Below are 13,891 nucleotides of genomic sequence, written 5' to 3' on the forward strand. Positions count from 1 at the left end.
AGCAATGCGTCGCCCGCAGCCCGATTTCGCGTCGTTGCGGCCATGGGACCGGTCATACGCGCAACGTCCCGCACCTCGGGTGCGCGGGTGCGGGGTGGGGGAGAGCCGGGCTTAGGCTGACACCGTGAGCGGGATGCGTGGGATGGGCATGGCCGGTGGCGGCGGCGGGATGCGGTCGCGCGTGAGCGGGGGCGACGCCGAGGCGCAGAAGGCGCTGAACGCGACGGCGCCGAAGATCCCGCATCTGTTCCGCCGGATCGTGTCGCTCTTCTCGGCCCATCGTGCCGCGATCGTCATGACCATGGTGCTCGTGCTCGTCGGTGCGGCGCTCTCCGTCATCCCGCCCCTGCTGACCCAGCGGGCGTTCGACGACGGCCTGTTCCCGAAGGGCGGGCCGGACATGCCCGTGCTGATCGAGATCGTGGTGGCCATGATCGTGGTCTTCGTCGGCTCGGCGCTCCTCGGGGTGTGGCAGACGTACCTCACCGCGTCCGTCGGCAACAAGGTGATGGGCGCGCTGCGCGTGCGGCTGTTCTCGCACCTGCAGGACATGGAGCTGAGCTTCTTCACCAAGACCAAGACCGGCATCATCCAGTCGCGGCTGCAGAACGACGTCGGCGGGGTGGCGAGCGTGCTCACCAACACGATGTCGAGCATCCTGGGCAACACGGTCACCGTGATCGCCGCGCTCGTGGCCATGCTGCTGCTCAACTGGCAGCTGACGATCGTGGCCGTGATCCTGATGCCGATCCTCGTGATCGCCCAGCGTCGCGTAGGACAAGTGCGCGCCCGCATCGCGACCCGGACGCAGGAGTCGCTGTCGGACATGACCGCGATCACCCAGGAGACGCTGAGCGTGTCGGGCATCCTGCTCTCGAAGAGCTTCAACCGGCAGGGCGCGGAGGTGCAGCGCTACTCCGACGAGAACGAGAACCAGATCCGCCTGCAGGTCTCGCAGGCGATGAGCGGCCAATGGTTCTTCGCGATGGTCAACATCTTCCTGTCCTCCATTCCGGCGATCGTCTACCTCGTCTCGGGCTGGCTCATCCTGGGCGGGGCCACGGACATCACCGCGGGAACCATCGTCGCCTTCACCACCGTGCAGGCGCGGCTGCTGTTCCCGCTGCTCGCGCTGATGCGGGTGGCACTCGACCTGCAGACCTCCGGCGCGCTCTTCGCCCGCATCTTCGAGTACCTCGACCTGAAGCCCGCCATCGCCGACCGACCCGATGCGGTGCCCGTCGACCCCTCGCGCGACCTCGGCCGCATCGAGTTCGACCACGTCGTGTTCCGCTACCCGGACGCCCGCGAAGGGGAGCGGAACACCCTCGACGACGTCTCGTTCACCATCCGCGCGGGAGAGTTCGCCGCGTTCGTCGGCCCGAGCGGCGCGGGCAAGACCACGGTGTCGTACCTCATCCCTCGTTTCTACGACGCGACCGGCGGCCGCATCCTGTTCGGCGGCGCCGACATCCGCGAGCTGCAACAGGACTCCCTCGTCTCCCACATCGGCGTCGTCAGCCAGGAGACGTACCTGTTCCACGCCTCCATCGCCGAGAACCTCCGCTATGCCCGCCCGGACGCCACCCAGGAGGAGCTGGAGGCCGCCGCCCGCCAGGCCAACATCCACGACACCATCGTCAGCTTCCCCGACGACTACGCCACCGTCGTCGGCGAACGCGGGTACCGCCTCTCCGGCGGCGAGAAGCAGCGCATCGCCATCGCCCGTGTGCTGCTCAAGGACCCGGAGGTCCTCATCCTCGACGAGGCCACCAGCGCCCTCGACACCATCTCCGAGCGCGTCGTGCAGCAGGCCCTCGACACCGCCTCCCGCGGCCGCACCACCATCGCGATCGCCCACCGCCTCTCCACCATCGTCGCCGCGGACGTCATCTTCGTCGTCGACCACGGCCGCATCATCGAGCACGGCACCCACCGCGAACTGCTCGAGGCCGGCGGCGTCTACACCCGCCTCTACCGCGAGCAGATCGAAGGAACGCTCAGCACCGAGGCCTGAGCACCCGAGCAATTCCGGAGATATATGCCGCGCGGGCTGCGATCTCCGGAGTTCCGGCGAGATGAGCGGCGTGGCGCAGAATAGCTCCGGATTCGTGTGTCGAGCGACGCCAGGACAGGGAGGTGCACCGTCCTGGCGTGGTAACTCCGGAGTCTCGCAGTGGCACGCCGCTCATCTCGCCGGAACTCCGGCGACTCGTGCCGTCACCTGGTAGATCTCCGGAATTGCTGGGGCGGGCCCGTGTGGATACGGCGTGGGCTGGGGGACTGGGGGGGGACTGGGGGGAACGGGTGGGATTCAAGTGTTAGGCTGGTCTAACACTTGAGTTTGGGGTGGTGAGCACGGTGGTGGTGACGGAGGAGCGGGCGACCGGATCACGGGCGCGACTGCTGGCGCTGCTCGGGCCGGCATTCGTCGCGGCGATCGCCTACGTCGATCCCGGCAACGTGGCCGCGAACCTGACGGCGGGCGCGAAGTACGGCTACCTGCTCGTCTGGGTCCTCGTCGCCGCCAACGCCATCGCGGTGTTCGTGCAGTACCAATCGGCCAAGCTGGGCATCGCGACGGGACGCAGCCTCCCGGAGCTGCTGGGCGCGCGGCTCGGCACCGGGTCGCGCCGCGCCTACTGGGTCCAGGCCGAGCTGGTCGCCGCCGCGACCGACATCGCCGAGGTGATCGGCGGCGCGATCGCGCTGAACCTGCTCTTCGGCCTCCCCCTGCCCGTCGGCGGCATCATCGTGGGCATCGTCGCGATCGGCATCCTGAGCATCCAGTCGCGACGGGGCCAGCGTCCGTTCGAGGCCGTCGTGCTCGGGCTGCTGGGAGTCATCGCGATCGGGTTCCTCGCGGGGCTGTTCGTGAGCCCGGTCGACTGGGGCGCCGCGGCGGGCGGGCTGGTCCCGCGGTTCGACGGAACGCCGACGGTGCTGCTCGCGGCGAGCATGCTCGGGGCGACGGTGATGCCTCACGCGATCTATCTGCACTCGGCGCTCGCGCGCGATCGGCACGGCGCCTCGAGCGACGCGGGACGGGTGCGAACGCTGCTGCGCGCCACGCGGCTCGACGTGGTGCTCGCGCTCATCCTCGCCGGAGCGGTGAACATCGCGATGCTGCTGCTCGCGGCCTCCGCGCTGCGCGGCGTCGACGGCACCGACACGATCGAAGGGGCGCACGCCGCGATCTCGTCCGCGCTCGGACCGGTGGTGGGAGTGGTCTTCGCGATCGGCCTCCTCGCGTCCGGGCTCGCCTCCACCTCCGTCGGCAGCTACGCGGGGGCCACCATCATGAGCGGTCTCCTGACGGTGCGGGTGCCGCTGCTCGCGCGCCGGATCGTGACGCTCATCCCCGCCGTCGTCATCCTCGCCGCGGGCGTCGACCCGACCTGGGCGCTGGTGCTCTCGCAGGTGTTCCTGAGCCTGGGCATCCCGTTCGCGATGATCCCGCTGCTGCGGCTGACCGGGTCGCGCACGGTGATGGGAGACCGCGCAGACGCAATGTGGGTGCGCGTCGCAGGCGGCCTGGTCGCCGCGCTGGTCGTGGTGCTCAACCTCGCGCTGGTGGTCCTCACTGTGACCGGCGGGTAGTCGCTGCGGGGACGGGAGGGGATCGTGCGGGACACGCCGGGGCGCGGCGGCTGACGGAGGCGATGCCGGGCGCGCTCGCCGCGATCTCCTCCGGTGGCTGCGGCCCCCGGATCAGGCGGTGACGACCCAGACCGCGGCGGCGGCGGTCGCGCCGAGCACGATCGTGGAATCGGCCGTGCGCACGGTCACATCGCCGGCGAAGGCGCGGTGCTCGTCCACGGTCAGGGCCGTGTCCAGGCCGATGCGGAGCTCGTCGAGGTAGCGCAGGATGGCCGGGTCGGCGTCCGAGATGCGCGCCACCACGACCTCCACGCCCGTCGGCGCCGACAGCAGCGGCACGGCGTCCGGGCGGCGGGGCTGGCCGTCGGCCGTCGGGATGGGGTCGCCGTGCGGGTCGCGCGCCGGGAAGCCGAGACGCTTGTCGATGCGGTCGACGAGGTCGTCCGAGACAGCGTGCTCCAGCACCTCGGCCTCGTCGTGCACCTCGTCCCAGCCGTACCCGAGCTCTTCGACGAGGAACGTCTCGATGAGCCGGTGCCGGCGGACCATCGCGACCGCGTGCCGCCGGCCGTCGTCCGTGAGCTCGATGCCGCCGTACGGCTCGTGGGCCAGGAGGCCCTGCTCGGTGAGCCGCCGGATGCCGTCGGAGACCGTCGCCGCGCGCACGCCCATCCGCTCCGACAACTGCTTGACGGTGATGGGGTCGCCCTCCCATTCGGTGGCGGACCAGATGAACTTGAGGTAGTCCTGCGCCACGGGAGAGAGGTCGGACACGGGCATGCACGAGAGTCTACGGGCTGTAACGCGATCGATCCGCGGAGGCGGCGCTGTTACGGTTGTCCCCGTGAAGTACGCAGAGACCATCACAGACCTGGTCGGCGACACCCCGCTCGTGAAGCTCAACCGGCTGACCGAGGGGATCGCGGCGACGGTGCTCGTCAAGCTCGAGTACCTGAACCCCGGAGGATCCTCCAAGGACCGCATCGCGAGCCGCATCATCGATGCCGCGGAGCGCGACGGCCACTTGAAGCCCGGCGGCACCATCGTGGAGCCCACGAGCGGCAACACCGGCGTGGGCCTGGCGCTCATCGCCCAGCAACGCGGCTACCGCTGCGTCTTCGTGCTGCCCGACAAGGTGGGCGAGGACAAGCGCAACGTGCTGACCGCCTACGGGGCGGAGATCGTGGTGACGCCGACATCGGTTCCGCCGGAGCACCCCGACTCCTACTACTCGGTGTCCGACCGCCTCACCGCGGAGATCCCCGGCGCGTTCAAGCCGAACCAGTACGCCAACCCGAACGGCCCGCGCAGTCACTACGAGACCACCGGTCCGGAGATCTGGCGCGACACCGAAGGAAAGGTGACCCACTTCGTCGCCGGCGTCGGCACGGGCGGGACCATCTCGGGCACGGGCCGCTACCTCAAGGAGGTGTCCGACGGCACGGTGCGCATCGTCGGCGCCGACCCGGAGGGCTCGGTCTACTCGGGAGGCACCGGCCGGCCGTACCTCGTGGAGGGCGTCGGCGAGGACTTCTGGCCGGGCGCGTACGACCCGACCGTCGTCGACGAGGTCATCCCCGTCACGGACGCCGAGTCGTTCCACATGACCAGGCGCCTCGCGCGCGAGGAGGGCATCCTCGTCGGCGGCTCCAGCGGCATGGCCGTCGTCGCCGCCCTGCGCGTCGCGAAGGGCCTCAGCGCCGACGATGTCGTGGTCGTCCTCCTCCCCGACGGAGGCCGCGGCTACCTGGCCAAGATCTTCAACGACAAGTGGATGCAGTCCTACGGTTTCAGCGAGGTGCCGGACGAGTCGACGGTGCAGGACGTCATCAAGACCAAGCGCGGCGACCTCCCGGACCTCGTGCACACGCATCCGGCCGAGACGGTGCGCGACGCCATCCAGATCATGAACACGTACGGCGTCTCGCAGCTGCCGGTGCTGACGGCGGAGCCGCCGGTCGTGATGGGGGAGGTCGCGGGCGCGCTCGACGAGACGTCGCTGGTCGACGCCGTGTTCAGCGGACGGGCCGCGATGAGCGATCCGGTCGCGAAGCACGTCGGCGACCCTCTGCCGCTGATCGGCGTGAACGAGTCGGTGACGGCCGCGCGCTCCGCGCTGGCCACCGCGAACGCGCTGCTCGTGACCGAGGGCGGCAAGCCGCTCGCCGTGCTCACCCGCCAGGATCTGCTCAACTACCTCAGCGACTGAGCGCTCGGCTCCGCCCCGCTCCCGCCCCGATGACCGACACGAAAGACACCGCCATGACCGCCGAGAACGACCACCAGCACGGCTTCGCCACCCGCGCCATCCACGAGGGCCAGGAGTTCGACCCCACGACCGGCGCCATCATCCCGCCGATCTACCAGACCTCCACCTTCGTGCAGGACGGCGTCGGCGGCCTCCGGAACGGCTACGAGTACGGGCGCGGCGGCAACCCGACGCGCACCTCGCTCGAGACCCTGCTCGCGTCGCTCGAAGGCGGCGTGCGCGCGCTGTCGTTCGCGTCGGGCCTCGCCGCGGAGGACGCCCTGCTGCGCGCCGTCCTCGCCCCGGGCGACCACGTGGTGCTCGGCAACGACGTGTACGGCGGCACGCATCGCCTCATCAACCGCATCCACCGCGCGTGGGGGATCGGCAACACGACCGTCGACCTGTCCGACCTGGACGCGGTGCGCGCCGCCCTGACGACGGAGCGCGCGCGCATCCTCTGGATCGAGACGCCGAGCAACCCGCTGATGAAGATCAGCGACCTGGCGGCGTTGGTCGAGATCGGCCACGCAGCCGGCGTGCTCGTCGTCGTCGACAACACCTTCGCCTCCCCCGCATTGCAGCAGCCGCTGTCGTTCGGCGCCGATGTCGTCGTCCACTCGACCACGAAGTACCTCGGCGGGCACTCCGACGTGATCGGGGGTGCCCTGGTCTTCGCGGACGAGGAGCTGGCCGAGAAGGTGCAGTTCATCCAGTTCGCCGCCGGCGCGGTGTCCGCCCCCCTCGATGCGTTCCTGACCGTGCGCGGCATCAAGACGCTCGACGTGCGCATGCAGCGCCACACCGCGAACGCACAGGCGATCGCCGAGGCGCTGGTCGGGCACGCGGGCATCGACGCGGTCTACTACCCCGGCCTCCCGACGCACCCCGGTCACGAGCTGGCCGCGCGTCAGATGAGCGGCTTCGGCGGCATGATCTCGGTGGCGCTGAGCGGTGGCGCGCCCGCGGCCCGCCGATTCGCGGAGTCGACGCGCGTGTTCCAGCTCGCGGAGTCGCTGGGCGGAGTGGAGTCGCTCATCGGCTACCCGTCGGAGATGACGCACGCGTCGGTGCGCGGCACGGAGCTCGAGGTGCCCGACAACATCGTGCGCCTGTCGGTCGGCATCGAGGACATCGCCGACCTGCTCGCCGACGTGGAGCAGGCGCTCGGTCGCTGAACCCGGTTCGCGGCGATCGTCACGAATCGCGTCAGGTCGTGAGCGAGGAGGCCTCGCGGGCCACGGCCAGCAGGTCGTCGAGCGGGCGGAGTCGCGCCTTCTTCAGATTCTCGCGGGCGATCCAGCGGGCGTCGGGATCGGCCGAGGTGGCCAGGCGCTCGAGGAGCGGGACGCCGTCGTCGGGGGCGGCGGCCGCGACCACGCTGACGGCGTAGCCGAGCGCCTGCCGGAGCACCCGCACGTCGCCGTCGCGGCGCTCGCTGTCGGGGAGGGAGAGCAGCAGGTCGGTCGCGGCGGCGACCACGGCGCAGGCCTCCGAACCGTGCGGCGGACGCTTCAGGAGGCGCGGCTCCGCGACGGCCGCGGCCGCGGCACGGGCGAGGAGCGCGCGATTCCGCAGAGGACCGCGGTCGCGCAGCCACACGCGCACCTCCCGCAGGCCGCCCTCCCAGTCGCGGTCGAGGATGCGCTGCATGCCGGTGGCGGCGAGCTCGCGCACACGCCAGCGCTCGTCGACCGCGGCGGTCGTCAGCAGCGGCACCTCGCCGAGGGCGCCGGCCGCCAGCGCGGCGCACGCGGCCACGTACTCGCGATGAGGCTCGGGCAGCTCGGCGGCGACCAGCGGGGGATGCGCGAGCCAGCCCGTGAGCAGGCGGATGGCGCCGGCGTGGCCGTCGGCAGGGGTGGTGCCGGCCACGTCCGCCAGCCGGCCGGCGAGCTCCAGGTCGGCGCGCGGTCCCGGGAGCCGGCTGTTCGCGCCGAGCATCGCCTCGAGCGGCGCCGCATCCCCCGCGAGCGCCCGCCCCCACAGAGCAGAGAGATCATCCACGTCCCCGATCCTACGGACGACATCGCGCTGCGAAGCGGCACGAAATGAGCGGGTCCGCTGCGAGACGGCGAGCATTCGGCCGTCTCGCGGGCAGGACACGGGTGGGCACGGGAGTGTCGGATTGTCCAGGGATTGCCGGGTGCCCGGGCGTACGCGCAGACTGAAGCGGTGAGGACGGTCGGGGTGGAGGAGGAGCTCCTGCTGGTCGACGCGCGCGGCGCGGCGTCGCCCGTGGCGCCCCTGCTGCTGGCGGACGCCCCCGCCTCCGGCACCGGACCGGTGGTCAGCGCCGAGATCCAGCAGGAGATGATCGAGACCCAGACGCGGCCCCAGGAGTCGATGACGGCGCTGCTCTCGGACATCGTCGCGGGCCGGACGCTCGCCGACGACCTCGCGCGCGGTCATTCCGCCCGCGCAGTGGCTGTGGCGATGTCCCCGCTGCGCCTCCGGCCGCACGCCACCTCCGACCCGCGCTACGACAGCATGATGGACCGGTACGGGCTCACCGCGCGCGGCACCCTCGTCTGCGGCTGCCACGTGCACGTCGCCATCGCCTCCCGTGAGGAGGGCGTCGCGGTGCTGGACCGCATCCGCACCTGGCTGCCCGTGCTGCTCGCGCTGACGGCGAACTCGCCGTTCGCCGGCGGCGTGGACACCGGGCACGCGAGCTACCGCTTCGTGGCATGGCATCAGTGGCAGAGCGCCGGCCCCACCGACCTGTTCGGGTCGGTGGACGCGTACGACCGTTTCGAGAGCATCCTCGTCGACACGGGGGTCATCCTCGACAAGGGCATGCTGTACCTGGACGCGCGGCTGTCGCACAAGCAGCCGACGATCGAGGTGCGCGTCGCCGACGTCTGCCTCGACGCGCGCGACACCGTGGTCCTGGCCGCCATCGTGCGCGCCCTGGTCGAGGAGGCGGCGGCAGAGTGGCGCGCGGGGGTTCCTCCGACCCCGATGCCCTCGGCCGCGCTGCGCCTCGCCGAATGGCAGGCGGCGCTCACCGGCGTGAGCGGACGGCTGCCGCATCCGCAGACCGGTCTCGCCGGGACGGCCGCGGACGCGGTGTCCGCGCTGCTCGCCCACACGGGCCCGCAGCTGGAGCTCGCCGGCGACCTCGCGCTCGTGCGCAGAGGGGTCGCACGCATCCTGCGCACGGGGGGAGGAGCCGGCCGGCAGCGCGCGGCGTTCGCCCGCCGGGGGAGGATGCGCGATGTGGTGGAGGCTGCGGTGGCGGCCACCCACGAGCGGACGGAGGACGACGACGGCGATGACCGCGACGCAGCGTGAACGCGGTCCGTGGCGGTGGCGGCACCGTGGTGTCCGCCTGGTCCCCCGGGTGCTCTCTTCCGTGGCGCAGAGAAGACGCCTATCCTGCCGAACATGACGGACAAGCAGCTCGCGCATCAGCACGCCGTCTACACGTACGGCTCCCGCCCGCTGACCCTGATGTACAGCCCCACCTCGACCGCGGCGTGGGAGCTCTACTACGGCGGAGACTATCTCGGCCTGGTCGAGGAGCAGCATTCCGCCGGCGCGACGTGGCCGTCGTTCGTGGCGCGGCTCCCCGGTGAGGAGGAGACCGGCGACGGGATCGCGACGGACGACTGGCGCGCCGCCGTCGAACTGCTCGCCGCGCGCGCCGGGCTCTGACGCACGTCTGCCTCGGCGGACCCGCTCCGCTGGGGCGACCGCGCCCGACCCGCGGTCAGAATGCGAACTGCGCCCATTCCTCGCGCGGCAGCTCGACGCGAGAGCCGTGGGACTCCACGATCCAGTCGCGCCGCGTCCCCGCCAGATACGTGCAGAGCATGGTCTCGCTGCTCCAGCCGTCGGCCCGATGCACCCAACGGACCAGATGGATGTCCTGCCCGGCCTTCGGTGTGTTACCGATCGGTGTCTCATAGGTCGTCACGCGGCACTCCTCCCCGAACGTGCAGCTTGCTTGGCTCGACCCTAGCGGGGTACATGGTCGGGGGACAAGAGGGCTGGGATGAACGGCAGCCGTACGGATGGACGCGCTCGGCCGGAGTCGTCAGTCGCGCCGGAGCCCGCCGTCGTCCGCATCGTCGCGCAGTGCGTCGTCGTCGGCCGTCTCGTCGTGCTCGGGCTCGAACACGCCGTCGGCGTCGTAGGGACCGCTGCCTCCGCCCTCCGCGATCGCGTCCACGTCGATCGGCTCGCCCGAAGGCGTCTCGGGGAACTGCTCTCGCGCGTCTGTCATCGTCGGGCCTCCTGTCCGCCCCGCGGTGGCCGGCATGCCGCCGCTGGACCGGATGGTAGGCGTGTCGTGGGCGGTCGGGAAGGGGCGGGTGACGCCGAAGCACTCGCGTTTCCTCCCCGGTTGGGGGACACTGGCGGAGGGTCGTACCCGTGACCCGTGCAGAAGAGAAGGCAGAGAACGATGGCAACAGGCACCGTCAAGTGGTTCAACTCGGAGAAGGGGTTCGGCTTCATCGCCCCGGACGACGGGTCGCCCGACGTGTTCGCCCACTTCAGCGAGATCGCCGGGGACGGATACCGCAACCTCACCGAGAACCAGCGCGTGGAATACGAGGTGACGCAGGGGCCGAAGGGCCTCCAGGCGTCGAACATCCGTCCCGCCTGACGCGCGTCTCCCGCACATAGGAAGTGCGCAGGAGACGCATGAGCCGCCCATAGTCCCGCGAAAGGTCACGGGAATGTAACAGGGCGAGGGTGGTGCGCATGTCGTACGAAACCGCCACCCTCTCGCTCGACATCGTCGTGCCCGTCTACAACGAGCAGGCGACGCTCGAGTCGTCCATCCGCCGGCTCCACGCCTATCTGACCGACGCCGTCGAGCAGACCTGGCGGATCACCATCGCGGACAACGCCAGCACCGACGAGACGGCCGCCCTCGCGGACCGCCTCGCCGGGGAGCTCGCCGGCGTCGTCGCGGTGCACCTCCCCCTGAAGGGCCGCGGTCGCGCGCTCAAGCAGGTGTGGGGGGCCTCCGAAGCCGAGGCGCTCGTCTATCTGGACGAGGACCTCTCCACCGATCTCGCGGCGCTCCCCCCGCTGGTCGCCCCGCTGCTCTCCGGGCACTCCGACCTTGCGATCGGCACGCGGCTCGGCCGATCGTCGCGCGTCACGCGCGGCGGCAGACGCGAGTTCATCTCGCGCAGCTACAACCTGCTGCTGCGGCGGACGATGTCCGTCGGCTTCAGCGACGCTCAGTGCGGGTTCAAGGCGATCAGGAGGGATGTCGCGCAGCGGCTGCTCCCGCTCGTGGAGGACGATGCCTGGTTCTTCGACACCGAGCTCCTGATCCTCGCCGAGCGATCCGGGCTGCGCATCCATGAGATCCCGGTCGACTGGGTCGACGACCCGGACAGCTCCGTGGACATCGTGAGCACCGCTCTGGAGGACGTGAAGGGCATGGTGCGCGTCGGCACGAACATCGCCCGCGGCCGGATCCCGATCGAGTCGGTGTACGCGGAGCTCGGGAGGCGGCCGTTCGAGCCGCCCCGGCCGCCGAGCTTCTTCGGCCAGGTGGTGCGGTTCGGCGTCGTGGGGGTGCTCTCCACCGTGGCCTACGCGCTGCTGTACCTGTTGCTGCAGACGCTCGTGCCCGCGCAGGTCGCCAACTTCGCGGCGCTGCTCATCACTGCCGTCGCGAACACATGGGCCAACCGGCGCTTCACCTTCGGGGTGCGAGGGCCCGGGATGGTGCGGCATCAGTTCCAGGGGCTCATCGTCTTCGGGATCGCGTGGGCGTTGACCAGCGGATCGCTGCTCACCTTGCACGCACTGGCACCCACGGCCTCCGCCCGCTGGCAGCTGATCGTGCTCACCGCGGCCAACCTCGTCGCAACGCTGATCCGCTTCGTGCTCCTGCGGCTCTGGGTCTTCCGGGCATCCCGCCGGGCGATCGCGCCGTCCGCCGATGCGGCTGCCTCCCGCCCCCTCTCCTTCACCACCAGCGAAAGCGAGTGACACCATGACCACCACGACGACCACTGCGTCCACCCCCGTCGCGGCGCATCCCGAACGGGCGGCCGCGCCCGGCCGCATGCGCGCCGCCCTCCGCCGGCTCCTCCGAGGCAGGGAGGATGCCGCCGCCTGGGAGCGGCCGGCGCTGCTCGGCCTCCTCGCCGTCACAGCGTTCCTCTACATCTGGGACCTCGCAGCCAGCGGCTGGGCCAACTCCTTCTACTCCGCGGCCGTGCAGGCCGGGTCGGTCGACGGGGAGGCGTTCTTCTACGGATCCAGCGACGCGGCGAACTCGATCACGGTCGACAAGCCGCCCGCGAGCCTGTGGATCATGGCGCTCTCGGTGCGGATCTTCGGGCTGAGCTCGTGGAGCATCCTGCTGCCGGAAGCGCTCATGGGCGTCGCAACGGTCGCGCTCGTCTATGCGATCGTGCGCCGGCACTTCTCGGCGCGCACCGCGCTGCTCGCGGGCGGCGTGCTGGCCATCACCCCGGTGGCCGCGCTGATGTTCCGGTTCAACAACCCGGACGCGCTGCTCGTGCTCCTGCTGACGCTGGCGACGTATCTGACCCTGCGCGGCATCGAGTCCGGCCGCATCCGCTGGGTGATCTGGGCAGGCGTCGCGATCGGCTTCGGCTTCCTCACCAAGCAGCTGCAGGCCTTCCTCATCCTCCCGGTCCTCGCCGGTGTCTACCTGGCCGGGGCTCCGATCTCGTGGAAGAAGCGGTTCGGGCACCTGTTCGCCGCACTCGGCGCGGTGGTCGTGGCCGCCGGCTGGTGGGTCGCGATCGTCGAGCTGGTGCCGGCCTCGTGGCGGCCGTACATTGGCGGCTCGCAGACGAACAGCTTCCTCGAGCTGACCTTCGGCTACAACGGGCTCGGCCGCCTCACCGGCGACGAGACCGGCAGCGTCACTGGAGGCGGCGGCACGACGGGCGGCGGGATGTGGGGCTCCACCGGCATCACGCGTCTTTTCGAGAACGAGATCGGCGGTCAGATCACCTGGCTGCTGCCCGCGGCCCTCGTCCTCTTCGTGCTCGCCCTCGTGCTGGGGCGGCGGAGTGCGCGGACCGACGCCCGCCGTGCGACCCTCCTGCTCTTCGGCGGCTGGCTCGTCGTGACCGCGCTCGCGTTCAGCTTCATGGCCGGCATCTTCCACGCCTATTACACCGTGGCCCTCGCCCCGGCGCTCGCGGGCGTCGTCGCGATCGGCGCCGCAGCGGCCTGGGAAGCACGCGAACGGCTCTGGGTTCGCATCGTGTCGGCGGCTGTCATGCTCGGCACCGGAGGGTGGGCCTGGGTGCTGCTGGACCGCGCGACCGACTGGCTGCCCTGGCTGAAGGTCCTCGTGGTGCTGCTCTCGATCATCTCCGCCGGTCTGCTCCTGCTCCCGCAGCGCGGCCGGGCGCTGCGCACCGCGACCATCGCCGCCACCCTGGTCGCCGGCCTGCTCGCCCCGTTCGCCTACACGATCCAGACCGTCACGACCCCCCACACCGGGTCGATCGTGACCGCGGGCCCGACCGTGTCCGGCTCGATGGGCGGACCGGGCGGGGGAGGCGGCCGGGGCGGTTTCGGCGGCAATGGCGGCCAGGGCGGACCCGGCGGGCCGGGCGGCACGCCGTCGAACGGGCTCGGCGGGAACACCGGCGGGACCGGAGCCCCCGGCGGCGGGACCGCGACGCAGACCGCGCAGGGCGGCGGCGGAGCGGGCTCCCTGCTCTCCTCCGGCAGCGTGGGCTCCCGGCTCGCGTCGATGCTGAAGGCCGACGCCGCGAAGTACACCTGGGTCGCGGCCGCGATCGGCTCCAACTCGGCTGCCGGATACCAGCTCGCGACGCAGGAGGCGGTGATGCCGATCGGCGGGTTCAACGGCTCCGATCCGTCGCCCACGCTCGCGCAGTTCGAGCAGTATGTGGCCGAGGGGAAGATCCACTACTTCATCGGCGGCGGTGTCGGGCGGTCGAACGGCGGGAGCAGCGCCTCCAGCGAGATCGCCGGCTGGGTGGAGCAGAACTACACCGCCCAGACCGTCGACGGTGTGACGGTGTACGACCTGACCGAGTAGGCGGAGGGAGGAAC

13 protein-coding genes are annotated in these 13,891 nt (G+C 71.2%); 9 read left to right on the plus strand and 4 right to left on the minus strand.

Going from position 1 to position 13,891, the window contains the following annotated elements; genetic code table 11:
- Positions 1 to 133 precede the first annotated feature (133 nt).
- Together IT072_RS04680 and IT072_RS04685 are read left to right on the plus strand one after the other, a co-directional pair.
- A complete protein-coding gene (locus IT072_RS04680; RefSeq protein WP_223360900.1) occupies positions 134 to 2,017 on the plus strand; it encodes an ABC transporter ATP-binding protein in 1,884 nt (627 codons plus the stop codon).
- 335 nt (positions 2,018 to 2,352) lie between these two features.
- On the plus strand, positions 2,353 to 3,600 hold the full coding sequence (locus tag IT072_RS04685; protein ID WP_223359758.1) for an Nramp family divalent metal transporter: 1,248 nt from the start codon (positions 2,353 to 2,355) through the stop codon (positions 3,598 to 3,600).
- Between the two features lie 111 nt (positions 3,601 to 3,711).
- Here IT072_RS04685 and IT072_RS04690 read toward each other — a convergent pair whose 3' ends face one another.
- Positions 3,712 to 4,380 (minus strand): metal-dependent transcriptional regulator, encoded by a 669-nt coding sequence (locus tag IT072_RS04690; RefSeq protein WP_223359759.1) that lies wholly within the window; start codon positions 4,378 to 4,380, stop codon positions 3,712 to 3,714.
- Between the two features lie 64 nt (positions 4,381 to 4,444).
- Here IT072_RS04690 and IT072_RS04695 point away from each other — a divergent pair, with 64 nt between their 5' ends.
- Both IT072_RS04695 and IT072_RS04700 read left to right on the plus strand, forming a co-directional pair.
- A complete protein-coding gene (locus IT072_RS04695; protein ID WP_223359761.1) occupies positions 4,445 to 5,809 on the plus strand; it encodes a cystathionine beta-synthase in 1,365 nt (454 codons plus the stop codon).
- A gap of 29 nt (positions 5,810 to 5,838) precedes the next feature.
- Positions 5,839 to 7,026, plus strand: a complete 1,188-nt coding sequence (locus IT072_RS04700) for a cystathionine gamma-synthase (RefSeq protein ID WP_223359762.1) — start codon at positions 5,839 to 5,841, stop codon at positions 7,024 to 7,026.
- Between the two features lie 31 nt (positions 7,027 to 7,057).
- Here the strand turns inward: IT072_RS04700 and IT072_RS04705 are convergent, their stop codons facing one another.
- Positions 7,058 to 7,855 carry a hypothetical protein gene (locus IT072_RS04705; protein ID WP_223359763.1) on the minus strand — a complete coding sequence of 266 codons (798 nt, stop codon included), beginning with the start codon at positions 7,853 to 7,855 and terminating at the stop codon, positions 7,058 to 7,060.
- Between the two features lie 168 nt (positions 7,856 to 8,023).
- Here IT072_RS04705 and IT072_RS04710 point away from each other — a divergent pair, with 168 nt between their 5' ends.
- Both IT072_RS04710 and IT072_RS04715 read left to right on the plus strand, forming a co-directional pair.
- Positions 8,024 to 9,145 (plus strand): glutamate--cysteine ligase, encoded by a 1,122-nt coding sequence (locus IT072_RS04710; RefSeq protein ID WP_223359765.1) that lies wholly within the window; start codon positions 8,024 to 8,026, stop codon positions 9,143 to 9,145.
- A gap of 93 nt (positions 9,146 to 9,238) precedes the next feature.
- The gene (locus IT072_RS04715; RefSeq protein ID WP_223359767.1) at positions 9,239 to 9,508 is read left to right on the plus strand and encodes a hypothetical protein; all 270 of its coding nucleotides are present in this window, start codon (positions 9,239 to 9,241) and stop codon (positions 9,506 to 9,508) included.
- Between the two features lie 55 nt (positions 9,509 to 9,563).
- Here IT072_RS04715 and IT072_RS04720 read toward each other — a convergent pair whose 3' ends face one another.
- Positions 9,564 to 9,770: a hypothetical protein gene (locus IT072_RS04720; RefSeq protein WP_223359768.1), complete on the minus strand. Its 207-nt coding sequence runs from the start codon at positions 9,768 to 9,770 to the stop codon at positions 9,564 to 9,566.
- 120 nt (positions 9,771 to 9,890) lie between these two features.
- Positions 9,891 to 10,079, minus strand: coding sequence for a hypothetical protein (locus IT072_RS04725; RefSeq protein ID WP_223359770.1), 189 nt, complete (start codon positions 10,077 to 10,079; stop codon positions 9,891 to 9,893).
- 180 nt (positions 10,080 to 10,259) lie between these two features.
- Between IT072_RS04725 and IT072_RS04730 the strand changes: the two genes are divergently transcribed.
- The 3 genes from IT072_RS04730 (at position 10,260) to IT072_RS04740 (ending at position 13,877) form a co-directional block, all read left to right on the plus strand.
- Positions 10,260 to 10,463 carry a cold-shock protein gene (locus IT072_RS04730; RefSeq protein WP_223359771.1) on the plus strand — a complete coding sequence of 68 codons (204 nt, stop codon included), beginning with the start codon at positions 10,260 to 10,262 and terminating at the stop codon, positions 10,461 to 10,463.
- Between the two features lie 98 nt (positions 10,464 to 10,561).
- Positions 10,562 to 11,812 carry a bifunctional glycosyltransferase family 2/GtrA family protein gene (locus IT072_RS04735; RefSeq protein WP_223359773.1) on the plus strand — a complete coding sequence of 417 codons (1,251 nt, stop codon included), beginning with the start codon at positions 10,562 to 10,564 and terminating at the stop codon, positions 11,810 to 11,812.
- 4 nt (positions 11,813 to 11,816) lie between these two features.
- The gene (locus IT072_RS04740) at positions 11,817 to 13,877 is read left to right on the plus strand and encodes a glycosyltransferase family 39 protein (RefSeq protein ID WP_223359775.1); all 2,061 of its coding nucleotides are present in this window, start codon (positions 11,817 to 11,819) and stop codon (positions 13,875 to 13,877) included.
- Positions 13,878 to 13,891: the final 14 nt, after the last annotated feature.

The organism is Leifsonia sp. ZF2019 (assembly GCF_019924635.1).
GTDB lineage: Bacteria > Actinomycetota > Actinomycetes > Actinomycetales > Microbacteriaceae > Leifsonia.